We start from the raw sequence: 23,299 nt of genomic DNA, 5'->3' as shown, positions 1-23,299 counted from the left end.
ACTTATCGATGAAGGAGGGCTTATGCAGAAAAGAAAAATGTATTATTTCATCATATCGACCTTAATCATCGTCGCTTTATTTAAAATCGGGGGTACTTTCCTTTATACAATGATTGTAGATCGCCCGACCCAACAAGACATGTCGGGAAATCCAAGGTACATCGACGGTGAATTGGCAACCTTTAAAGATAAAACAGAGAATCTAGAGGATACTAATGATATACCGAAGTGGTATGATCTTTTGTCGAAAGAACGGTTTGAGAAAAAGACGTCTGGTGAAGACCAAGGGGATACTTCAGACGTCCTGAAATGGGCCGTTATAGCTTTCTTGCTCATTTTATTTCTCAAGAACTACAAGCGCGTACACGATTGGTGGGATAAACGGCGACGCAAAGCGACATCGTCCTCAGCTGACGAGAGACCATTATCATCTCGAGCCAACATGAACACGGTGACCAATACAACACCAACCTTTCTCTATGCCTCTGATACTGAACTTGGGAAACTACTCGTGGAGTTGAATGACACCTTGAGCGACACTCAAAAACGAAAACCTCACGAGACCGTCTCAGAGTGGTTTGCACGCATTCGATTCGAACAATCTGTGAAACCTTATGCCGATGTGCGATATGGAGAACTGAACGTGATCGACGAGCGCTCACTTCATGATTTCAAAGTATCTGTCAGACAGTATATACAACACTACAAAGGAGAGAAATCTTGATGAACATTCGTACGATGATTGAGGAAATCAACCAAGTCTATTTGGGCAACCCGACAGTAGTAGAGTTGTGTGTGACGTCGCTGTTGGCAAACGGACATGTGCTCTTAGAAGATGTACCTGGCACCGGGAAAACGATGTTGGCCAAGACGTTAGCGACGAGTTTCCACGGCGACTTTTCAAGAATTCAGTTCACAGCCGACTTATTACCGTCAGATATTGTCGGTTCAGATTTTTTCAATCTAAAGACGCAAGAGTTTGAAAACAAGCAAGGCCCGATCTTCGCCAACATCGTGCTCATCGATGAAATCAACCGGGCCGTCCCACGTACCCAGTCCGCATTGCTCGAAGCGATGGAAGAACGACAGGTGACGGTCGGGGGCAAGACCTATCAACTTCCTACCCCATTCTTCGTCATCGCGACGCAAAACCCGATTGAATCATCTGGCACCTTCTCTTTGCCTGATGCGCAGCTTGACCGGTTCATGATGTGTCTACATACAGGGTATCCGACCGAAGAATTCGAACTTCAATTGCTGGAGGAATCCGTCACCGAGACCCGTAAGGCGGTATTGGCGAATGTCGATTTCGAGCAACTCCTGCAATATCGAGCCGATGCCATGAAAATCCACATCTCGAGAGACGTGTTACGCTATATCGTCTCGATCGCGACCGCGTCACGTAGTCACCGGAACGTTCAGACGGGGATCAGTCCACGTGCGACGATCGCGCTCTCGAAAGCCGCTCAAAGCTATGCCTATATCCAAAATCGTGACTATGTCACACCAGAGGACATCAAGTTCTTGGCCCCATACGTTTTCGCTCATCGGTTGACACTGACGCTCGAGGGCGAGATCAAGTCCTCGAAGGCCATGGTCATGGAAGAAATCTTGTCGACCGTCCCGGTCCCGGTCGAGATGGGCATGTGACTCCGATGAACATCACGACCAATGTATTTTTCTTGCTTGAAAAACGAATCCAAATCGTCTTATTTTCAGTGATGATCATCTTGTTGTTCGTGCCGTACCTCTCGATTCTTTCATTCGTTCTCGCTGTTTTTTTGGCGGCAAGTCTTTATATCGAGCGTTACACGAAACGACTGACTGCACAAATGGACGTCACGTGGAGACAGTTCGACTCGATTCTGTTCAAGAACGAAAGTTGTAAGTTCACCCTTGAACTGGCGAACGTGCACCTCTTAAACGACATGAGCACGAAAACATATATACGTACGCCAAAGGATGGACCTTACGTCGTGAACTTAGAGGGGCATACGGAATCCATCATCGAATTGGACGAGCTGCCATCTGATTTCGTCTTCGAACTTACAGGTAATCGAAGGGGGCCCATCGAAATAGCTGAAATCTCCATCACGATTAGCTTGCCTCTATCGTTAGGGACGCTGACACTCTATTTGCCTCCCCCTTTACGTTGGACGGTCTATCCATCGATTTCAAGTACTCATGCGCAGCGTATCCGCTCACACCTGAAGCTTGGTGAGCGCGTCTCTAAATATTCTCCAATTAAGGATCGGTTACTACAAATCTCCTCGAAACCCTATGAGGATGAACCGTCTAGACAAATCGACTGGTATGCGACGGCGAAAAAATCGACTTTGCAAACGAAACTGTACCAGCCGGTCAATCAAGACATGTTCACGGTGTACCTCGATTTGTCAGCTTCGAACGGGATCGGCCTTCATCATCAGTTCGAAGAATTGATAGAGGATACGGCATTGGTCAGTCGGGAATTGATTGAAAGCGGCGGGAAGGTCGAGCTATTTGTGAACCGATTAGATCAAAAGGGACATGTCAATCACTTGAGCATCCAAGAAGGGGCGAAGCAGCTTAAAAACATCCTCGCTTTACTCTCTAGTCTATCGGAGCAAGATCACTATATGGGTTCAACCCGTTTCTCGCCTTACGTGACGAAAATAAAAAACAAGCAAGCTCAGCTCATAAAAATAGCATCACCTAACTGACTTTTTAAAAGCCCAGTTAGGTGATGCTATTTTTTTACCTTTTTTAGTCTTCAAAGAACCACTTCTTACGCGGTTCCACTTTCAGGTTGTCCCCGTGCTTCTTCATCTCGGTGATGAGGTAGCGTTCGAGCTCATTCATCGCCTTGACCCAATCCGTCATCGTCGCGACGAGCGGGACGACGGTAAGGATGAGGTCTTCCTCTTCATCCCGCATCTTCTCAATCATCAACTTCGCGAAGTCGAAGTTCTCGTGAATCAAGTCCTCTTCCCGGTCGATGATGTGCTCGTTCTCTAATTCATAAGCCGAGAATAGACGCTCATGCCGTCTGAGCAAGTGCCGCATATGACGCATCAGTTCGTCCTCGAGCTGGGGCGGTAGATGTTCGAGCGTCAGAAAATCGTCATGCAGCTTGTCGAGCACGTGGATGGCGGCACTGTTCGTATCGATCATCTTCGACTTCAAGACGGCCCGGCGATAAATCGGCGTCTTCTTCTCGAGCCAGCGGTTGGCTTTAATCTCTTCTTCAAAGAAGTCATACGTCGTCTTTGAGCCTCGATGTTTCTTTTTCGTCTCTTCGAGTGACTCGAACGACGAACGTCCACCTTCTGTTTCCGAGAACAGACGGGCAATGCGGACGGCCATTTGGAAGACGGTCGTAATCTCGTCCTCGAGCTTCCGTTCATAGCGCGGTGGGAACAAGAGCGCATTGACGAGAAGCGCCACGGTGATCCCCATCATGATGAGCAAGTAACGTTCCCCGGCGAACATCCAGACGGGCATGTCCGATTGGCTGGCCCCTTCCATAATCAGAATCGTCGTCAAGATGACGGTCCGGGTCGTCGACTCGAGGTTCAAGAAGAGAAGGATCGAGATGGCGATGATGATGACGACGCCGATGGCAATCGGTGTCGGGTTCGGCGTCAACATTAATGAGAAGACGGCGAGCAAAGCCCCGATCAAGTTCCCTTTTAGTTCTTCTAATAGCCGGACACCCGTCTGATAAACGGACGGCAATAATGCGAGCGAGGCCGCGAGTGCCGGTACGACAATCTGTTGAAATTGAAATGCCTCGGCGATGAGCAATACCAAGGCGACGGATATCCCGGTCTTGATGGTTCTAGCTCCAAATCTCATGCGGTGTCGACAACGAAGTGTCTTCCTCCCTTATACACGTCTTAACTTTTTGTATCCCACTTACCCTGCCCTGAAACCTCACAACTTCAAGCCGTTGTCTCCTGTTTCGATAGCGCTTCCGTGGTATGATGGCGTTGGATATTTTCTTTAATCTTGATTGGGAGGGGTTTACTTGTCAACCATTGCTTTATTTGGAGGGAGCGGCCGCACGGGGATGCGGTTGCTTGAACGTTTGTTAAAAGACGGCCACGACGTCCGACTGTTGTCACGTCGCGAGGTCGAACCGAGGGATCGCCTCACGGTCATCATTGGTGACGCGACCGATGCGGATGCCATCGCAGAAACGGTGAAATCGGCCGACGTCGTCATGTCAGCGCTCGGTACGGATAAGCAGGACGTCTTGTCCCGCTTCACACCGTTCATCATCTCAGCGATGCAAGCAGCCGGTATCACCCGCATCTTGACGGTCGGGACGGCCGGCATCTTGCAGGCACACGATTCCAATCACTATCGCTTCGAGACCCGAGAATCGAAACGTTCGATGACGACCGCGGCCGAGGACCACGCCAAGGCGTACGAACTGCTCGACGCATCGACGCTCGATTATACAATCGTCTGCCCGACGCAATTGATTGAAGACGCGTCCGTCGGGAACATCGTCATCACAGCTGACGTGCTCGGGACGCAGAACTCGGGACCAATCTCGCGTGACGATGTGGCGGAGCTCGTCATTCAAGCCTGGAAAGACAAATCATATCGTAGACACCGCGTCGGCATCACGACGGAATCATAAGTAGGGGATGGGGATTTATGAACGAACAACGCATGCGCCTCGCGCAATTGACCGACGTATTTGACACACAAGCTGAGACCGAGTCGGCTCGTCTCGCCAAGACCGCACTCCGAAAAGTGACACGTGACGAGATTTGGATTGCCGTCTGTGGCCACTTTTCAGCAGGTAAGTCGACGCTCCTCAACAATTGGCTCGGGGATGGCGTGTTGCCGACGAGCCCGATTCCGACGAGTGCGAACATCGTGACGCTTCGACAGGGGGACGTCGGGGCATCGGTCGCCGTCAACGACACAGATTGGATTCGACTCGCGCCGGATGAACTCGACCGCTTGAGCGACTACTGCAAAATCGAAGAGATTAAAGAAGTCGAGTACGCCCTGCCCCGCTTCCCATTCGGAAGCGACGTCGTCCTCATGGACACGCCCGGGATTGACTCGACCGATGAACGGCACCGTCAAGCGACGGAACGCTCGCTTTTCCTCGCCGACCATCTGTTCTTCATGATGGATTACAATCACGTCCAGTCCGAACAAAACATCAAACTGATGAAACAGTTCAGCGCCGAGGGGCGTCCCTACTCGATCATCATCAACCAAATCGATAAGCACGATGAAGGAGAGCTTCCGTTCCACACGTTCAAACGCTCGCTCGAGACCGCCTTCACCCGTCACGCGATCAATCCGGACGACATGTTCTATATTTCGCTCCGTGAGCTCGATCACCCGGAAAATGAGGTCGAACGCCTCCGGACGTACGTCCAAACCGTCATCGACGCCGCGCGTGAACATGCGGAAGCACGCGCCGACTTGCTCGTCGATACGTTGCTCGCCCGGTCCACTCGTGCGAACGACGCCCTCTTGGACGAGTTGCCGGTCATCGAGAAGCAGCCGACGGAGATTCAAGCCCGCCTGCAACGCCTCGATAAGAAAGCGATCTGGCTCACCGCGTTCCGTCGCGAGTTCTTCAAACACCAGACACCGATCGTCGCGAGCGCGCCGATCATGAACTATGAGTTCCGTGAACTGTTGCGGGACTATCTCGAGAGTTGTGCGCCGGAGTTCAAGGTCGGCCTGTTCTTCTCAAAAGACAAGACGCGCCAGGAACGGCTACGTCGTGAAGAGATCGCTGTCAAGGAGTTCAACCGATTGATCGATACGAACCTTCGCCCCCACTTGATCAAGTACGCCGAAGACATCGTCCGTGATTTGAAACTGCCCGAGGCGATTTTGTCCCGTCCGGATACGTTACCGACTGCACCGAGCGCGCTCATCAGTGACCAAGTGAAGTCCGGCGCATCGCTCAGCGGTGACACGGTGCTTCAATTCAGCCGCGACATCGAGTCGGCTCTCGCCTCTTGGGTGACGAAAGTGTCCGAACCGTGGGTCACGTCCGTCGAAACGTATCTTGAGGCCGAAGGTAAAGACCGAATCCATGCCATCGAGACCGAGCAAGACGAATTGTATGACATGCTCGACACGTTGGCGCTACAACGTCAGCTGGCCGAACAGAGAGACGAGCTCACCCATTACACGACACGTGACCTCTCGGATTCGCGTTTGACGGACCTTGAGACCCGTCACTACGTCACGGCCGACCAATTACCGCAGAAACAAGTCGAACATCAGCAACAAGAAGTTGCCTCGACCTCGCTTCTGGTGGATGATATCACCGCTTTGTCGTTTGATTTTTCTTATGAATATGCGGTATGTGAAATATTAGAGAACCATCCCTTATTCAAGTCACGCGTCAAGTCGCTCCGTCATAAATTGGCCCGGGCCGAATCCGAGACATACACGCTCGCCATCTTTGGGGCGTTCTCGTCCGGCAAGTCGTCGACATTGAACGCGTTGCTCGGTGAGACGGTGCTCCCGACGTCACCGAACCCACTGACGGCGTCGATCACGAAAATCGTGCCGCCGAACGGCCGCGCCAACAAGAGTGCGTTGATCACGTTCAAGACACGTGCCGAACTCGAGGCCGAGCTGAACGGTTACGGGGCGTCACTCGACGCACTCCATCTCGACCATCCGTTCGTCAACGCTCTCAAGAACGCTCCCCTGTCCTATCTCGGTAGCCAGGAGACGGTCGACTATGACACGTTCTGCTCATTCGTCACGGAGGAAGAGAAGAGCTGTATCGTCAAAGAGATCGAGCTCGCCATCGACTCCCCTTGGGCCGAGCGTGGCATCATCTTCGTCGACACGCCAGGTGCCGACTCGCAGTTCAACCGTCATAGCGAAGTACAGTTCGGTTATATGCGTGACGCCGACGCCGTCCTGTTCGTGACGTATTACAATCACGCCTTCACCGAGGCCGACCGAGAACTCGTCATCCAGCTCGGACGCGTCCAAGGGACAGGTGACCATCACATGTTCTTCCTCGTCAACGCGTCCGATTTGGCGGCGGATGAGGCGGAACGGCTCGCCGTCAGCGATTATGTGTCGAACCAGTTGACGAAACTTGGCGTCCGTCATCCGACGGTGCTACCGATTTCGAGCCGGAACGCCATCCAGGGCACGGACGCCGGGTTCGACCGATTCTCGGTCAAGCTCGAGCAATTCGTCGACCACGATTTGCGTCAGGCGAACGCGGTCCGCATCAAAGATGAGGCACATGCCCTCGTCACCGCGTTCGAGGACGTCGTCCGCGAGGCCGAAGCGGATGCGAGCGTCAAGGCGGCCCGCCGTGACAAGCTCGAACAAGTACGCACTTCTGACAATCGTCTCAACGTCACGACGCTCGAAGACCCGTTCAAGCGCGAGACGGACGAGTTGCTCGCCCACCTCGAGACCCGCTCGCTCCTCCGGCTGTCGGACTTCGTCAAAGAGACGTTCCATCCGGTCGAGGTCGATGGATCGAAGGCGAGCCTCGAGCGCGCCCTCAGCCGGACACTCGACAAGTATGCGTATGACATCCATCAAGAGCTGCAAGTGTTCCAATATCGGCTCGAGCGCTTCTTGAAACGGGAGACGGAACGCTTGATCGAGCGCGAGACGCTAAAACTGCGTCCGCTCCTGCCGACGCTGTCGTTTGAGGACGACATCGACATCGATTGGTTCCGTGACGCCGTCGACCCGGTCGCGTTCGAGGCGGCCCCGTTCCGTCCCGTCCTGAAGCACTATAAGAACGCGAACCAATTCTTCGAAGGCGACGGCCGGACGAAACTGCGCGATGACTTGAGCGCCCTGTTGAAGACGGCGGTGCGCGAGCAACTCGCGCGCGTCGGAAGTCATCAAGTCGAACGGACGGCGACGCAGCTTGCCGCGCTCGAGAAGACACTCAGCCAGGACTGGGACCGTGAAGTGAACAACCTCGTCGCCGGCGAACTGAGCGTGCTCTCGGACGGACAATCGTTCCAAGACATGACACAGCGCCTCGCTGCGCTCAGAAAGGACTAAACGCATGGGTTCCTTGTTGCTCGTCGGATTGATTCCGGCCGTCATCATGACGGTCGCACTCGGCTTGTTTATTCGCCACCTGTATTTGAATAGAGAGTAGACTAAAAAGGATGGGACCGAGACCGGCCCCATCCTTTTTTATGACGCCATGAACGGCTTTCAAACCGCTTCTTGACGGTCCCATAGCTTTTCAACGCTCACTAGTTCATGTTTGTTAAACGTCACTTTATAAACGTCCGGCATATCGAGTTCTTTCCAGAACATATAGCCATACTGTTCATCAAAATAATTGAGGATCAGCACCATGATATTCCCATGCGTACCGATTGCGATTCGCTTTCCTTCGTATTGGTCGAGTAGTGACAAGATCGCACGGACTACCCGCTGTTGAGCAACAACGTTCGATTCGCCCCCTTCCCATGCAAATGTAGGATTTTCCCACACTTTTGTCATCGCCAAGGTAAAATTCTCGGCCGGCTCTGTCGTCAACATCCGTTCCCGCAAATCGTCCATGAGTAGCACTTCTGTCCCAATCTGGTCAGCAATCCCTTGGACGGTTTGAATAGCTCGTTTATATGGACTCGAAACGACGAGATCAATCTTTTCTTCACTCAAGGTGTTCGTGATGTTACGGACGTCTCTCTCTCCCTTTTCAGATAAGGGTCTCGTCCATTCATCGGCTGTATATGTAGAGTGTGCATGTCTTACGAAATATAAGGTCGTCATGTCATCGTCTCCCGTTCTATGGATGTCATCATTCACTATTATTCCACTGAAACTTATTGTAAAATTATCCAGCGTGACTTCATTATATTCCTCAAAAAGAGGATAACGCCTACATATTTTTTCCGATGAAGACGAACATCGAAGTTGGAACGGTGAGAATATACCGTTGGAGTTCACGATGTAAGCCGCAAAAATATAGGTTGATGGGAGAGGCAAACATGAGAAGCAGAATTCACATACTCGGCGCTTCGGGCTCCGGCACGTCAACACTTGGCCACGCGTTGGCGAACGTCCTGCCGCATACTCATCTGGATACGGACGATTATTTCTGGATCAACAAGTTCACCGAACCGAGACCTGTCCCTGAACGACGCGAGATGCTCAAGGAAGAGTTGCTACAATCTGAACGGTGGATTCTATCAGGATCTCTCGCAGGTTGGGGCGACTGTTTCATGCCCTATTTTGATTTGGTTATCTTTTTATGGATTCCGCCTGACGTCCGCTTGGCCAGATTGCAACAACGGGAACTCGAGCGCTATGGTGCGGAAGCACTCGCTGGCGGTAGCCTATACGAGCAATCACAAGCGTTTTTGAGTTGGGCCGCCCTTTACGACCATGCCGGGACAGAAGTTAGAAGTAAGTCGTCGCATGAACAATGGCTGGCTGAACTGGCTTGTCCCATCCTAAGAATCGAAGGCGACTACTCGACCGAGGAACGAATCGCGATGGTCATGGATGTGTTAAAACAGAATCAGCATCAATGATATTCCTTCCCGATCCTGATTTTGGTGAAATGAATTTCAGCGCTTGCGGGAGGGAACAACAGATTACAGACGAACACCTCGGTCCCATCCAACATGTAACTCGAGACAGCGATATCGTGCATAAAGTAAGGTAGCTGTAATCTAGATAATTCTTTGATGGGTGCCACCCGGTCGTTCAAAGGAGCAACGATGTCCACTTTGATACATCCTAAAAATTCGATCTGGTGATGATAACTCTCATTTTCTTCTTCAATTTTGATTAACACTTCATCCCCGTAGTACCGACAATCACACCCGAGCACACGAGCATCCCAATAATATATCTTTTCAATCTCCTCTAAAATCTCTTGTACGTTCATTATTGTTCCTCACCTTCTATTTAGAATAAGAGCCTCGAGTATGTGTGCTCGAGGCTCTTTGTTATGCGTCAGCCGGGTACCGCACGTCGATGCGCTGCCGGATATCGGTCATGACGTCCGCGAGTGTGAGCATATCGGCAAACGAATGGACCTCGGTCTCCCGCTCCCCTGCTTCAATCATGTTTACGAACGTCTGAATCTCATACGTCATATGGCTTTCCTGTTCTAAACCGAGTTCGACGGTCGCCCCGTCTCGGCCAACGAATGTCAAGCGGTCGAGCGAACCGATATCGTCAATCACGATGCGCCCCGCTTCCCCGATGATTTCGGACGGAGCGTCCGTTCCGTGAATCTTCGAGTGGAGCACGATGATGTCCATGCCGTCATACGACAAGATGGCCGAACCACTGCCGTCGACACCTGACTCGAGCTTGACCGCGTTTGCTTGCACGCCGTCAGGTCGACCGAACAGTTTCAAGGCCGGGCCGAGGCAATAGACGCCGAGGTCCATCAGTGAGCCGTTCGAGAAGGCAGGATTGAACGTGTTCGGATTGTCTCCGCGTTTATACAAGTCGTAGCGTGACGAGTATTGCGACTTGTTCAAGATGACACGCCGGACGTGGCCGACCCGATGGAGTTCTTGACGCAACACATCGAAGTTCGGCATGAACAGGTTGCGGAGCGCCTCGAGCAAGACGACGTCCTGTTCGCGTGCCATCTCAAGCATCTGTCTGACTTCCTCGACGTTCGAGGCGAACGGCTTCTCACAGAGGACGTGCTTGCCGTGACGCATGAACAGCAGGCTCTGCTCGGCATGGAGCGAGTTCGGGCTCGCGATATAGACCGCATCAATCAATTCACTGGACGCCATCTCCTCGAGCGAGGTGAACGTATGTGGAATATCAAATTCTTCAGCGAACGTTTTCGCGCGCTCGTCTGTCCGGGAATAGACGGCGGACACGGATGCGCCTTCGACTTCATGGGTCGCTTCAATGAAAGAACGGGTGATAAAGTTCGTGCCGATGATACCAAATCGAATCATAGGAAAATCCCTCTTTTCTTTAAGTTGTGATGGCTTTGATAAGCATGATTTCGTCATGGAGCGGGATACGGTGCTCCCCGATGACGGGAATCGACGGTTTATGTAGCCTGGCCGCATCGACCGCACCCGGGATGATCCGTGCGAAGCGCCAGCCTCGGCGTTGGTAAAATGCGAGCGCTCCCAGATTGTCGTTCGTCGTGATGAGCGACAGCCGTTCGAGCTGATGTTGCTTGGCCACTCTCTCCACTTCATCGAGGAGCGCCGAGCCGATGCCACGCTTCTCCTGGAGGCTGTCGAGCGAGATGATCTCAATCTCGTCTTCCCGAATGACATACGTGACGAGGCCGATGATGACGTTCGTTTCCGACCAGACAAACCCGTCAAGCGTGGCGCAATCATACGTCCCGGTCGAGATCACCATCTCAGGTGTGCCCCAGGCATCGATAAAGAATGCACGGACCGCGTCACGCGTCGAGGAGGTAATCGGTTCAATCATCGCAAATCACTCCGCCTCTCGGGCAAGTGACGGTTTTGATGCACTCGCCTCGGTGTAGATGCGGAACTGTTTAAACTGTTCATCGTAAATCAGGCGAATCGCCCATTTGAACGCCTTCACATATAGGGCATATAGCCAGGATGAAGGGATGAGTGAAATCCGAATCGTCACATCCGTCCCGTCCGTTGTCTCGCTCAACGTATACGTCGCAATCGACACCCCTTGATTCGTCACCGCCTGCACCTCGCATTCGTGAGGACGATTGACATGGGTCAACTCGGATTCGACCCGAATCTCTTTTTTCTCGAACTGTTGGACCGAGATGAACCGTTTTCCCGTCACGAGTGAGGCGTCACCGTCCTCATAAATATTTTCGATCAAATGGTCGTTCCATTTGATGATATGTTCGTCTTCTGCGAGACAAGCGAACGTGTGGTCAATCGGTGCGTCGATTGTCATCGTATATGTAGCCACTTCGAGTTGTTTCACATCAAATCCTCCTTCATCGATCGACATTCTTTTTTTCATTACGTTAGACAAGTTCTTTTTCAAAACAGACATACCGTTCATGCCCTTTCGGTTTCGAATCGAAATGGACGCTTCCACGTTCCATGTAGCCGTGTCGTTTGTAAAAGCTGCAGGCTGCCTCATTTCCTGAGAAGCTGTCGAGCCGGATGCTGGTGTAACCTTCCGCTTTCGCCAACTGTTCCGAGGCATGCAACATGGCTTTTCCGATGCCTTGACCTTGCCGCTCCGGGTGCACCATCAAGGAATGGATGACGAGCGGATGGTCGTGACGCCAGTCGATCGCCTCCCATTCGTGCGACTGCCATTGATCGAGTACAACGACTCCGAGCAACTCCTCACCGTGTTTCATGATATAGACAAAATCGTCTTTGATACATTCCTCAAAATAGGCGCGGTTCGGATACGTGTCGTCCCATTGAAAAATCTGTCGGGTGAGCAAATCGTCTTTACAAGCGAGATACAGTTGTTCAATTGCAGTTAAATCTGATGGTTTGGCTAATGCGATTGTGTTCATTCCAATGCTCCGTTCTTTAGGGTGACTATCTTTTATTGATGATCCGCTCGTATTTTTTATACTCGTCGTGGTCCATGCTTAGACCGAGCAGCTCAGCGATTGTGGATGGTATCAATCAACTCATACCCGATGAGCATGTCCCATCGGCTGTTATCGGTCGGGTCCATCATCACATGATCAATCAACATCTGCTCGATGCCTCGGGTTTGTTGAAGGTAATGTTCAAGCTGTTTGAACTGGTTTGCCTCAACGTAGGCGTCGATGGGATCCATCATCGCCTGTTGCTCCACCGAGAGGGTCTCGTTGCCTGAATACAGCTCAAAGATATTCCCTACGTTATAATCATTCAAAGATGTGTTCTCCTCTCCCACGTCGCTTTCCACGATGAGCGCTAGTAATTCTGTCGATATGATTGCGTTTTTAGAAAAAGAATTTATCATATTCGTTGCTATATTTTTTAAAAAAGATATCACATGCGGTATTTGAAATAAAATTATTCAAAATACTCTAGAATGGTTTCTGGGTCATATTCCAACCCTACCAGCTCGCTCGACCAATCGAGGCCGCACAGCAGCTCATCATCCGACATGTTCGGCAACCAGCGTTCAAGGAATAGCTCGACCGGCAACTCGATCACATGATAGTCGGCCCATTCTTTAACCCGGCACGCGAGCGCAAGCTCTCGTGACGAAAAGAATAACAGGACGTCTGTGTCTTCGACGTGCGATGGTGCGTACGCCCACCCCTCGTCTTGCTCCGCAGATAATCCGAAGACGAGTCCATTCTTCTCGACTCGTTCGCAAAATGTCTCGAGCACGTCGCTTTCCGCCTGCGTCACTTCGACGAACGCCTCAAACGAATGCGCCGCCACCTCGAGGTCATTTATCTCGTGCCACCAGGCGTAAATCGTCTCCCGGTCGTCTTTCAAAAAACCGAGCTCATCACCGGATCCGTTCGTCGCAAGCGTCACGAACCCATGCGGTAACTCCTCTTGTTTCAATTCGTTGGCTCGAATGACGTCATCCCATGTCTTATTGAAAAACCGCTCGTCCTTGATCGGATAAAAGAACCAATCCCCAAGTTCGAACTTGTTCTCATGACCCCATGCGTCACGTAAGCCGTCCGGGAAGCGTGACCCCACTTGTTACTCTACCTGTTCAATCGTTTCGACCGAAATTCCTGAAAGATTCGTATCAAGCCTCATCTCATCGCCTTCTTTCTAACATCAATAACATGAGTATACTGAATTTACAAAAAAGAGGGAATTGATTCCGACAAGTTGATTCAATAATGATCACGATTCTGTTGCGCCAAACGTTTGTAAAACGTAAAAAAGGACCTATAGACAAGGTCCATCGTCACGAGAAATCATTCGGTTGTAAGTTGTAACTTCTTAGTCGATTCACCGACTACCTATACGCGTCATCACTCGTTAACGAGCTGAACGCCGCTCACTTCATAATCACCGATTTGAATGAAGTGGAACCGTCCGTCCTCGGCTAACCCTCTAGCAGTTCCCGAAAACTCAGCTACAACGTCAGGGCGTTTGCGTGCACCGAACGGCCACTTGTACAACAACCCGTCTTTTACGAAGTAGCCGACCTGTCCTTGAATCGTCAGCGCCGAACTGTCGTGAAGTCGCTTCGGCGTCTTATACTTGTTGAGTCGACCGGTTGAATCAACATGAATCAAGTCATACCAAATCGACGGACAGAGCCAGACCCCGGTTCGATTTGCTTGCAACAATTCGCAGTCGACAATGGTCGGTGGACGTACAAAATCTGACTGATAGCGTTGTAACACTTCACCTGTCCTCGAGAAACAGACGAGTGCCTCGGTGGATATCCCTTCCCCGAACACCCCTTCATCGGCATAGCCGATCCAAACCCCCGTGTCGTTGACGGCGACCGCTCCGATGGCGTTGCCCGCATGGAACGAATGAAGTATCGACCCTCGTCCATCGATGACCCAGACATTGCCGGGTGTACCTTCGTGCGTCACATCGACGACGAGAAACGTTTCTGAATCAAGGAGACGGATGAATGGCGAACTCAAATGAAACGGCAGTCGTATCGTCCGCTCATTCCAATAGACGACCGGGCCATCCTGATCCACCAGAACAATCACTTCACCACCTGATAAATCGGCATCAAATACTCTTGATTCATCGGTTATAAATATCCTCTCAATCTGCAGTTTCATCCAGTTTCACCTCCCATATTCACCGCTATCTTGTTGTTCAATCAAACACGATGAATCGTTTATACGTTTACTCAACGAGCTAGACGGTCTTGATACTGCTCGAGCCTTCTGCGGAAGCGGTCAACTTCTTTCGGTGTCACCGAATCTGTCATTCCATAGCGCTCTTCCAAATATGGCTTGAAATCGATGTCCGTCAATTCGATGCGCCGTGCCCACTCTAAAACCGTTTCTGTCGGCAACCATTTCTTCGCCGGCGGTAACGCCTGATTGAACGTGATGAGCGCGTCTCGAATCGTCACACCGGTCCAAGCCGGTTCTTCGACACTCGTCATCGAGCTCGGGACTGAATGACGCGAGAACGTCCGCGTCGTGAACGAAGCTGTTTCGTCAGCTCGCTTGCGGTGCTGAAAACGAATGTTAGCGGCAAAAATCAGTACGCTAAGCAATACACAGGCTAGTATCAACACCCAATAGAAGAGGCCATCGCCTCGTTCGATGACGGTAGTCACAGAATCAATCGTATAATCCAAATAGTCCAGTTTCAGACGAGACTGTTCTTCTTCTTTCGGTATCCTCATCTTTCCTTCGGACGACTCCATCAAATACTCAGATTCTGCCGGTGTCGGTCGCAACTTTAACCCCGAGGTCGGAGGCTCATACCACCATTCCATCAACAAGCTGATGAGACGAAGTCCAATAAAGACCGTTCCTACTGTCAGCACTGCGGTCAAACCAAGCCGAATCATCCAACGCATGTTGTCGCCTCCTCTAGGGATGACTTACATCACATTGTATCATTGGACGTTTCCACTTGGAATAATCATTCAGCACGACTCTAGTCATCGTTTTACAGAAGATGCATCTTAGCGACCTGACTTGTTGGCCGCAGCTTTAGAATCTCGGTCGCTAATTCGTTCGCTTCATCATCCGTCATTAATTTGTCGGGAATCGCATTGAAAAAGAGCAAGTATTCCTTTAGATCTATGCGACTAGAATCAAGCACGACAGCACGTTTCGCATGTTCGTAGGCCCGTTCATAGGCATGAGGATGGTGACAGAACGGTTGGCTCATGAGAAGCGACGCAGCCTCTTCCCAATCCGCAGTCTGCTCAACTTGAATCTGATCGCATACGATTTCGTAGACCGCTAAATCATCCGTATCAAACGCAACTTCAAGAAATGTATCTAACACCACTTCGTGAGCGAGCGGCTTCACTAGACGTTGAACGGTCGCTCGGTCATTTGAGAGGATCGCCTTGTGTAGTTGTTTTTTCAGGCTCATTTGAACGCTTGCCCCTTCCTTGATGATTCATCAACGCTCTTTTTTTCATTCATTTCCGTTTAAAACCTAGCGCGATGGAACGAAGAATCCTCGATTTGTTTCCGCAACTATCACACGCTATAATCATTGGCTCATCACCATAACACGTGGTTGCTATTTTAACGACCAAGCTCGAAGCGTAATCTCAAAAAGAAACGTTCGAGGTTTCGGTAGCCATAACCACGGCGTTTGATAAGCTTGATTTTGTTGTTCGTTCCTTCCATCTTTCCGTTCGATAGACTGGACACGATTGTTCGACGCATCGCTTTCTCTCGGTTCTGGATCGATTTCGCGATCTTCGCCAGAGGCCCGCAAGGATGGGACTGATAACGATCCAACCAATCGGTCAGTCGACGTTTCGCCTGTCCATGGCACGTGGCCTTCAGCACATATCGAATATGTTGAAGTCCTTGATAGAGGTCCCGGGTGAACGGATCTTCCCGAAGGCAAGAATCGGCGACCTCCCGGTCTTCGGGGGACAGCGTCTCCGGACGACAGGCGAGAGCACGGTCAATCACACGGACATGATGGTGACGTTTCACCTCGTTCAAAAAACGACGCCGACGGCGAAGGGCGTCCGTGAAGAACTGGATGAGATGGAAACGATCCAGCACATGTTTCGCATCCGGGAAGACATGTGCGACGGCCTTCGCCATTGTCGGTGCAAAGTCACTGACGACAGAACGGATGTCTCCGGCTATGCCTTGGAGTGCAGCCGTGATGGCCGTGACGTCCCTTCCCGGGACAATGGACAGGAGCCGACCACTCTCCGCATCGAGGGCGATTGTCGCATAGTGATGTCCTTTTCGTGTGGCGAACTCGTCGATGAGGACGTCTGTCGTATGCTTCTCTGTCTCTACTGAGGCGTACCGATAAAACAATCGTTCCACCGTCGTGTAAGGTAATCCGTATTCACGCGCTACATCTGAGATTGTCCTACCGTGGCAACGTTCTGCGATGCCTTTCCGGAACACCTCGGTGGAGGTGCGGACGAGCCCGAGACCGTAGTCATACACGAACGTCAAATCACAAGAGAAGCATCTTTGACGTGGGATATCCAGCTCAATCCAAAGTATACCGACGTTCCATGCGTGACCGTGTCGGAAGCGACGTCGCCTTTTCGAATGCAGGACTGTCTTTCTCTGGCAAAGCGGGCAAGGGATGTCGTGTCGATCCGGGATGACCGGGAAAACGTTCGGTTCTTCGTCTGAAGACATCTGGATCTGAAAAAGGTCTGGAAGTGGAAGAAGTAATTTGATAAACTGTTGGGACAAAGCGAAAACTCCAATCGTGGTTTGTCTAGGCAACAATTACGATACCGGGGTTTTCGCTTTTTTTCTATGTTCAATTCAAAATCTGATGGATGTTATGCGTCAACCACGCCTTATGGTGATGAGCCTCTTCTATACCATTTTTAGCTCTTCTAAAGATAGAATGCTTAACAAGACATGCAGGCATTGGCCATACTAAATTTCAATTTGCCTTGCCACTTGTCGCTCCCTGTTCATTCTAACAAGCATGCCCAAACATTAAAACAATCATTTGAATATATAATTGACAATCTAGCGAAATCTTTGTACACTTGCATTAATCAAACGTTTGTTTGAATGTATAACTATCAGAGGGTATCACTTCACACTAGGATATCCGTAAAGGAGATGAGGGTGCTGTTAACCACGATTTTTACCGCGGTTGCCGCTTATGTGGCGACCAGCATTGATTACGTCATTATTTTGCTGATCCTGTTTTCACAAACGATGAAAAAAGGCCAGTTAAAATCCATTGTCATCGGACAATACCTAGGAACAGCCATCTTGGTGGGCGTCAGCCTGTTGGCTGCGTACAGCCTGACGCTTGTGCCGTCCCACTGGGTGGGCTTGCTAGGGCTCATTCCGATTTACCTGGGCATCCGGGTCTGGAAGCGAGAAGAAGACGAGGACGACGAAGAGAATCTCCTGTCCCGTTTGTCTTCCGGAAACCCCAATCGCTTGTTTGTCACCATTACAGTCATTACCCTGGCGGCTGGCGGCGACAACATTGGCGTCTACATACCCTACTTTTCAACCTTGAATCCAAGTGAAACTGTGGTGATGCTGGTTGTCTTTGCCATCCTGGTCGCCGTCTTGTGTTACCTCAGTTACCGGTTGGCAGCCGTTAAAACGATTTCTGAAACGATAGAAAATTGGGAACGGTGGATTGTGCCGATTGTCTTCATCGGGCTCGGCATCTTGATTATGGCGGAGAATGGGACTTTCCGATTCCTTTGGGGATTGGTGAGTTGAAGTGATTCTTTGCACTCTTTGTTTTATATAGAAGAAAATCACTTACTTGAAAAAACGAATGAGTAAACAGAAGTGAGAAAAAGGAGTGAATGAAAATGGCAAAAGAGATTTGTGATGTGGTCTGTGTAGATGAAGAAAAGGTGGAACGAGTCCAGCAGCAACTGTCTGAACAAAATCCATTGGAAGTGGCGAAGATCTTCAAGGCGTTGTCGGACGATACGCGTATCAAGATCGCCTACGCCTTATCGCTGGAGGACAAACTGTGTGTGTGTGACGTTGCGAATATCATCGGTTCATCTACCGCAACCGCCTCCTACCACCTGCGACTACTGAATAATATGGGGTTGGCGAAATACAGCAAGGAAGGCAAGTTGGTCTACTACTCACTGGATGACGCGCATGTGAAACACTTGGTGCAAGTGGCCTTCATCCATCAGAAGGAGGTTGTTTCCGTTGGTTGAAAAAACGAAGGAAACAGAAGACAAAACGGTCTACCGGGTTGAGGGCTTTTCGTGTGCGAATTGCGCCGGGAAATTCGAGAAGAACGTCAAACAGATTCCCGGTGTCCAGGATGCCAAAGTGAACTTTGGGGCTTCGAAAATTGCGGTCTACGGCGAGGCGACGGTCGAGGAACTGGAAAAAGCCGGCGCTTTCGAGAATTTGAAGGTCGCACCGGAAAAACCGAAACGCCAGGCGGCTCCTGAAGTGACCGTCGAAGACAAAAATGTCTTCCGGGTCGAAGGCTTTACATGCGCGAACTGCGCCGGGAAGTTTGAGAACAACGTCAAGCAGATCCCCGGTGTCCAAGATGCCAAAGTGAACTTCGGGGCTTCAAAAATTTCCGTTTACGGGGCAGCGACCATCGACGAATTGGAGAAAGCCGGTGCGTTTGAAAACTTGAAGGTGGCGCCTGAAATTACAGGACGTCCAGCTATCACGAATACCGGAACCGAAAAAGCGCCAGCTCGAACAGAGAAGAAAGTGCCGTTCTACCAAAAGCACAGCACCTTGCTCTACTCCACCCTCTTGATCGTGTTCGGCTACATTTCCCAGTTCGTCAATGGCGAAGACAACCTGATGACGTCGCTCCTGTTTGTGGCGGCGATTGTCATTGGTGGGTACTCGCTCTTCAAAGTCGGTTTCCAGAATTTAATACGCCTGGATTTCGACATGAAAACCCTCATGACCGTTGCCGTCATCGGGGCGGCTTTTATCGGCGAATGGGCGGAAGCGTCTATCGTGGTCATCCTCTTTGCGATCAGTGAAGCACTGGAACGCTATTCCATGGACCGGGCGAGACAATCCATCCGTTCGTTGATGGACATCGCTCCGAAAGAGGCACTGGTCCGGCGGAATGGCCAAGAACAGTTAATTTCGGTAGACGACATTGTGGTGGGCGACACCATGATTGTCAGACCGGGACAGAAGATTGCGATGGACGGCACGGTGACCAACGGGTATTCGGCGGTCAATCAGGCGGCCATCACCGGGGAATCCGTGCCGGTCGCCAAAACGGTGAACGATGACGTCTTCGCGGGCACGCTGAATGAAGAAGGCTTGCTCGAAGTCAAAGTCACGAAGTTGGTTGAAGACACAACCATTGCGAAAATCATCCACCTGGTTGAGGAAGCACAAGGCGAACGGGCTCCTTCGCAGGCGTTTGTCGATAAATTTGCCAAATATTATACACCGATTATCATGGTCGTTGCTGCGCTTGTAGCCATCGTTCCTCCCATTCTGTTTGATGCCAGCTGGGAAACCTGGGTCTATCAAGGACTGGCTGTGCTCGTAGTAGGCTGTCCGTGTGCATTGGTCATTTCGACGCCGATTTCAATCGTGTCCGCCATCGGGAATGCCGCGAAAAAAGGCGTGCTGATCAAAGGCGGCGTGTACTTGGAGGAAATGGGTGCGCTGAAGGCCATCGCATTTGACAAGACCGGCACCCTGACCAAAGGGGTTCCCGTCGTAACGGATTTTGAAGTCATGAACAAGCAAGTAAACGAAAAAGAGCTGCTTTCCATCGTGACTGCGCTGGAGTACCGCTCGCAGCACCCCCTTGCCTCCGCCATCATGAAAAAAGCGGACGCAGAGAACATTTCATATTCTTCGGTCTTGGTCGAGGACTTCTCTTCCATTACGGGCAAAGGGATTAAAGGAACCGTAGAAGGAATCACGTACTACATCGGCAGCCCGACCCTCTTTACCGAGTTGGGCGCCGCAAGTGCGGATAAGAACTTGGAACAAAATGTCACAGCTCTTCAAAATCAGGGCAAGACGGCCATGATCATCGGAACGGAACAAAACATCCTGGCGGTCATCGCCGTGGCCGATGAAGTCCGGGACTCCAGCAAGGAAGTCATCCAGAAGCTGCACGACATGGGCATCAAGAAGACGATCATGCTGACGGGTGACAACAAAGCGACCGGTCAGGCCATCGGCCGAGAGGTCGGCGTCACCGAAATCCAGGCCGAGCTGATGCCGGAGGACAAATTGAATGTCATCAAACGCTTACGGGCCGAGTACGGCAAGGTGGCGATGATTGGAGACGGCGTGAACGACGCGCCGGCACTCGCCGCTTCTACGGTCGGGATTGCCATGGGCGGAGCCGGAACGGATACCGCTTTGGAAACGGCGGATGTCGCTTTGATGGGCGACGATTTGAGCAAGCTGCCATTCACGGTGAAATTGAGCCGGAAATCCCTGAATATCATCAAAGCGAACATTACGTTCGCCATCGGCATCAAAGTGATTGCACTGCTATTGGTCATTCCGGGTTGGCTGACCCTGTGGATCGCCATCATGTCGGATATGGGCGCTACCCTTCTAGTCGCGTTAAACAGTTTACGGCTGATGCGAGTGAAAGAATAAAAAGCAAAAGGGGTTTCCGATTATCTGGAAACCCCTTTTTTATGATGAATTATAAAATTAAGTGCAACATCTGAACGTGAACGCAAAAAAAAGCCCACAGCGATGGCCTCGTTTAGAATGAAGTTACGACACAAACATTCAGACGGAGGAATCGCTAAGAGCTACACCCATCTTACCACAACGGTGCGCGTGAAAATAGAGACCTATCTGGAGCTCGGGATGTCCATCCGGTCCATCGCGAGACGGATCGGGCGACAGCCCTCGACCGTCTCGCGGGAGATCAGACGGAACCCCGGCTACGAGTCAGGACGTGCGCAGAAACGCTACGAGAAGGCGAAAACCCATTGCGGCGTCAAGACGAAGCTCGACGACACGATGCGCCGGACGATCGTCGAGAAGCTGCGTGCGACCTGGTCACCAGAACAGATCGTCGGCCGCCTCTACGCAGGAAAAATTGCCTTCTCCACCATCTACCGCTGGATCTATGCGGGACGGATCGACGTGCCCGTGACCGTGCTCCGCCAGAAGGGGAAACGTCAAAAGCCGACCGAGACGCGCGGTCGCATCAACGTCGGTCTCCCCATCTCGAAACGACCTCCAGAGGTCAGGGGTCGCCGGACATTCGGGCATTGGGAGCTCGACACCGTCGTCTCCGGACGTGGGAAATCGAAGGCGTGCGTCGCGACGTTCATCGAGCGGAAGAGCCGGTTCTATCTCGCCCTGCCAATCGCGGACCGCACCGCGGCCTCGATGGAGGGGGCGATCCATGCGGTGCACGGTGCCTTCCCGGAAGGCACGTTCGAGACGGCGACGACGGACCGGGGCAAGGAGTTCAGCGGTCACGAGCGCATCCAGGCGTCGCTCGGCGTGCCGATGTATTTCGCCGACCCGTAACTCATCGTGGCAACGGGGGAGCAACGAGAACGCCAACGGGCTCCTCCGCGAGTTCTTCCCGAAAGGAACGGACTTCGCGCAGGTCGGTGACGGTGAACTCGCGGATGCGCTGGCCAAGATCAACGGGCGACCGAGAAAGTGCCTGGACTGGAAAACCGCACACGAGGCCTTCACCGAGGAAGTGTTGCGCTTAATTTGACAAACCGTCTTATAAAAAAGAAATGTGTTTAATTTTTATCATAAAATCCGTTTGTGAAAAAACTATGCATTTTTTGATTAAATCTCTTGTCAATTTTTGAAATGAATTTGATATACTTTTTTGTAATATAGTGATGCTATACTCCTTTTAACAAATCGTTCGTCACTGTATCTTTATCTTTAAAGGAGTACAACTAATGAAAAACAAGGTAATACTTATCGCTTCTAGTGTCTTACTCACAACAACTTTTTCGATGCATAGTCCAAAAGTCGAAGCAAGTAGTGCATATAACGTAAAAGTGAAGACAGACGATCTTCGTGTTCGGACTGGTCCTTCTCTCAATCACAAAATTGTCGGCATCACTAACACTGGGCAGACCTTTTCTTATTTAGGAAAAAAAGGAGCTTGGACAAAAGTCCTTTACAAAGGAAACACACGGTATATCTATAGTTCTTACCTAAAAAAATATAAGAGCCACGTTGCCAAAAAAACATCATATAATAACTCTCTTTTTGCTTCTCCTACAGAAGGTCGGCTGACCCAAGGATACGGAAACTCTAATGGTGCTTACGGTTATACATTCCATAATGGCGTTGATCTAGCTGCAGCAAAAGGCACACCCGTCTACGCTTCTGCCAGTGGAAAAGTCATTACATCTAAAAACAGCGGTGCATACGGTAAACACGTTATGATTTCACATAGTCTACAGAATCAAAAATACGTAACCGTTTATGCTCATATGAACAGCCTTTCGGTAAAAAATGGTCAGACAGTCTCTAAAGGTATGAAGATTGGAACAGTTGGGAATACAGGAAACTCGTTCGGAAATCATTTGCACTTTGAGATTCATAAAAACAGTTATAAATACAGCAGTTATTCTGCAGCGAATAGTGTCAACCCAATGAACTATTTGTAACCTAAAAAAAAAGAAAAGATTAGACTGACCTAGCTGTATGAGACACTAATAAAAATACCTTGATTAGGCTACCGCCACACCATATTTTATCGGTGTGAGGTAGCCTAATTTTTCTTGGATACGTTCTTCGTTGTAGTAAGTTAAGTAATTATTCACCCGC

General features: G+C 50.7%; 24 protein-coding genes and 1 pseudogene. 11 read left to right on the top strand and 14 right to left on the bottom strand.

Annotation, left to right across the window (positions count from 1 at the left end; translation table 11 throughout):
• Positions 1-22: 22 nt before the first annotated feature.
• Genes KNP68_RS14465 through KNP68_RS14455 form a run of 3 tightly spaced genes read left to right on the top strand, consistent with a single transcriptional unit; the run spans position 23 to position 2,702 of the window.
• Positions 23-724, top strand: a complete 702-nt coding sequence (locus tag KNP68_RS14465) for a hypothetical protein (RefSeq protein ID WP_131472721.1) — start codon at positions 23-25, stop codon at positions 722-724.
• Entirely contained in the window at positions 724-1,650 is a 927-nt protein-coding gene (locus KNP68_RS14460) for an AAA family ATPase (RefSeq protein WP_131472723.1), read from the top strand. The genes KNP68_RS14465 and KNP68_RS14460 overlap by 1 nt, the downstream gene beginning before the upstream one ends.
• Positions 1,651-1,655: 5 nt before the next feature.
• Positions 1,656-2,702: a DUF58 domain-containing protein gene (locus KNP68_RS14455; RefSeq protein WP_131472725.1), complete on the top strand. Its 1,047-nt coding sequence runs from the start codon at positions 1,656-1,658 to the stop codon at positions 2,700-2,702.
• A 43-nt stretch (positions 2,703-2,745) separates the two neighbouring features.
• Here KNP68_RS14455 and KNP68_RS14450 read toward each other — a convergent pair whose 3' ends face one another.
• On the bottom strand, positions 2,746-3,837 hold the full coding sequence (locus KNP68_RS14450; protein ID WP_029595479.1) for an FUSC family protein: 1,092 nt from the start codon (positions 3,835-3,837) through the stop codon (positions 2,746-2,748).
• A gap of 172 nt (positions 3,838-4,009) precedes the next feature.
• Here KNP68_RS14450 and KNP68_RS14445 point away from each other — a divergent pair, with 172 nt between their 5' ends.
• Both KNP68_RS14445 and KNP68_RS14440 read left to right on the top strand, forming a co-directional pair.
• Positions 4,010-4,630, top strand: coding sequence for an NAD(P)-dependent oxidoreductase (locus KNP68_RS14445; RefSeq protein WP_214800021.1), 621 nt, complete (start codon positions 4,010-4,012; stop codon positions 4,628-4,630).
• Between the two features lie 17 nt (positions 4,631-4,647).
• Positions 4,648-8,028 carry a dynamin family protein gene (locus tag KNP68_RS14440; RefSeq protein WP_214761715.1) on the top strand — a complete coding sequence of 1,127 codons (3,381 nt, stop codon included), beginning with the start codon at positions 4,648-4,650 and terminating at the stop codon, positions 8,026-8,028.
• A 159-nt stretch (positions 8,029-8,187) separates the two neighbouring features.
• Here the strand turns inward: KNP68_RS14440 and KNP68_RS14435 are convergent, their stop codons facing one another.
• A complete protein-coding gene (locus tag KNP68_RS14435; RefSeq protein WP_214753360.1) occupies positions 8,188-8,754 on the bottom strand; it encodes a histidine phosphatase family protein in 567 nt (188 codons plus the stop codon).
• 218 nt (positions 8,755-8,972) lie between these two features.
• On the opposite strand from KNP68_RS14435, the gene KNP68_RS14430 reads away from it, so the two are divergent.
• A complete protein-coding gene (locus KNP68_RS14430; protein WP_214753362.1) occupies positions 8,973-9,518 on the top strand; it encodes an ATP-binding protein in 546 nt (181 codons plus the stop codon).
• Here the strand turns inward: KNP68_RS14430 and KNP68_RS14425 are convergent.
• The 11 genes from KNP68_RS14425 to KNP68_RS14375 form a co-directional block, all read right to left on the bottom strand.
• Complete coding sequence (locus KNP68_RS14425; protein ID WP_214719616.1) at positions 9,512-9,877, bottom strand: hypothetical protein; 366 nt, start codon at positions 9,875-9,877, stop codon at positions 9,512-9,514. The two genes, KNP68_RS14430 and KNP68_RS14425, sit on opposite strands and share 7 nt — an antisense overlap.
• Before the next feature lie 61 nt (positions 9,878-9,938).
• Positions 9,939-10,919, bottom strand: coding sequence for a Gfo/Idh/MocA family protein (locus tag KNP68_RS14420; RefSeq protein ID WP_214800020.1), 981 nt, complete (start codon positions 10,917-10,919; stop codon positions 9,939-9,941).
• A 19-nt stretch (positions 10,920-10,938) separates the two neighbouring features.
• Positions 10,939-11,415, bottom strand: a complete 477-nt coding sequence (locus KNP68_RS14415) for a GNAT family N-acetyltransferase (RefSeq protein ID WP_214800018.1) — start codon at positions 11,413-11,415, stop codon at positions 10,939-10,941.
• Between the two features lie 6 nt (positions 11,416-11,421).
• A complete protein-coding gene (locus KNP68_RS14410) occupies positions 11,422-11,904 on the bottom strand; it encodes an SRPBCC family protein (RefSeq protein ID WP_034777574.1) in 483 nt (160 codons plus the stop codon).
• A gap of 43 nt (positions 11,905-11,947) precedes the next feature.
• Positions 11,948-12,457: a GNAT family N-acetyltransferase gene (locus KNP68_RS14405; RefSeq protein ID WP_131472741.1), complete on the bottom strand. Its 510-nt coding sequence runs from the start codon at positions 12,455-12,457 to the stop codon at positions 11,948-11,950.
• 92 nt (positions 12,458-12,549) lie between these two features.
• Complete coding sequence (locus KNP68_RS14400; RefSeq protein WP_029595493.1) at positions 12,550-12,807, bottom strand: hypothetical protein; 258 nt, start codon at positions 12,805-12,807, stop codon at positions 12,550-12,552.
• A gap of 143 nt (positions 12,808-12,950) precedes the next feature.
• Entirely contained in the window at positions 12,951-13,598 is a 648-nt protein-coding gene (locus KNP68_RS14395; RefSeq protein WP_131472743.1) for a DUF2750 domain-containing protein, read from the bottom strand.
• Positions 13,599-13,882: 284 nt separating this feature from the next.
• Positions 13,883-14,659, bottom strand: a complete 777-nt coding sequence (locus KNP68_RS14390) for a hypothetical protein (protein ID WP_125318011.1) — start codon at positions 14,657-14,659, stop codon at positions 13,883-13,885.
• 71 nt (positions 14,660-14,730) lie between these two features.
• Entirely contained in the window at positions 14,731-15,414 is a 684-nt protein-coding gene (locus KNP68_RS14385; RefSeq protein ID WP_131472747.1) for a hypothetical protein, read from the bottom strand.
• A 92-nt stretch (positions 15,415-15,506) separates the two neighbouring features.
• A complete protein-coding gene (locus tag KNP68_RS14380; protein WP_051627722.1) occupies positions 15,507-15,941 on the bottom strand; it encodes a hypothetical protein in 435 nt (144 codons plus the stop codon).
• Between the two features lie 158 nt (positions 15,942-16,099).
• Positions 16,100-17,254, bottom strand: a complete 1,155-nt coding sequence (locus KNP68_RS14375; RefSeq protein WP_214800016.1) for an ISL3 family transposase — start codon at positions 17,252-17,254, stop codon at positions 16,100-16,102.
• A 393-nt stretch (positions 17,255-17,647) separates the two neighbouring features.
• Between KNP68_RS14375 and KNP68_RS14370 the strand changes: the two genes are divergently transcribed.
• The 5 genes and pseudogenes from KNP68_RS14370 (at position 17,648) to KNP68_RS14350 (ending at position 23,139) form a co-directional block, all read left to right on the top strand.
• Positions 17,648-18,262, top strand: coding sequence for a CadD family cadmium resistance transporter (locus KNP68_RS14370; RefSeq protein WP_029595498.1), 615 nt, complete (start codon positions 17,648-17,650; stop codon positions 18,260-18,262).
• A 95-nt stretch (positions 18,263-18,357) separates the two neighbouring features.
• Positions 18,358-18,723 (top strand): ArsR/SmtB family transcription factor, encoded by a 366-nt coding sequence (locus tag KNP68_RS14365; RefSeq protein WP_029595499.1) that lies wholly within the window; start codon positions 18,358-18,360, stop codon positions 18,721-18,723.
• A complete protein-coding gene (locus KNP68_RS14360; RefSeq protein WP_214800014.1) occupies positions 18,716-21,130 on the top strand; it encodes a heavy metal translocating P-type ATPase in 2,415 nt (804 codons plus the stop codon). The genes KNP68_RS14365 and KNP68_RS14360 overlap by 8 nt, the downstream gene beginning before the upstream one ends.
• Before the next feature lie 117 nt (positions 21,131-21,247).
• Positions 21,248-22,223, top strand: a pseudogene (locus tag KNP68_RS14355) (IS30 family transposase).
• Positions 22,224-22,419: 196 nt separating this feature from the next.
• On the top strand, positions 22,420-23,139 hold the full coding sequence (locus KNP68_RS14350; protein WP_029336161.1) for a peptidoglycan DD-metalloendopeptidase family protein: 720 nt from the start codon (positions 22,420-22,422) through the stop codon (positions 23,137-23,139).
• Between the two features lie 63 nt (positions 23,140-23,202).
• On the opposite strand, the gene KNP68_RS15350 is transcribed toward KNP68_RS14350, so the two are convergent.
• Positions 23,203-23,295, bottom strand: a complete 93-nt coding sequence (locus KNP68_RS15350; RefSeq protein ID WP_353048060.1) for an IS3 family transposase — start codon at positions 23,293-23,295, stop codon at positions 23,203-23,205.
• Between the last annotated feature and the right edge of the window lie 4 nt (positions 23,296-23,299).

The sequence above is a fragment of the Exiguobacterium sp. s50 genome, assembly GCF_018618175.1.
In the GTDB taxonomy this organism is placed as follows: Bacteria; Bacillota; Bacilli; order Exiguobacteriales; family Exiguobacteriaceae; genus Exiguobacterium; species Exiguobacterium chiriqhucha.
Note: the sequence above shows the minus strand (reverse complement) of the source record. Positions and strands in the feature narration are given on the sequence as shown.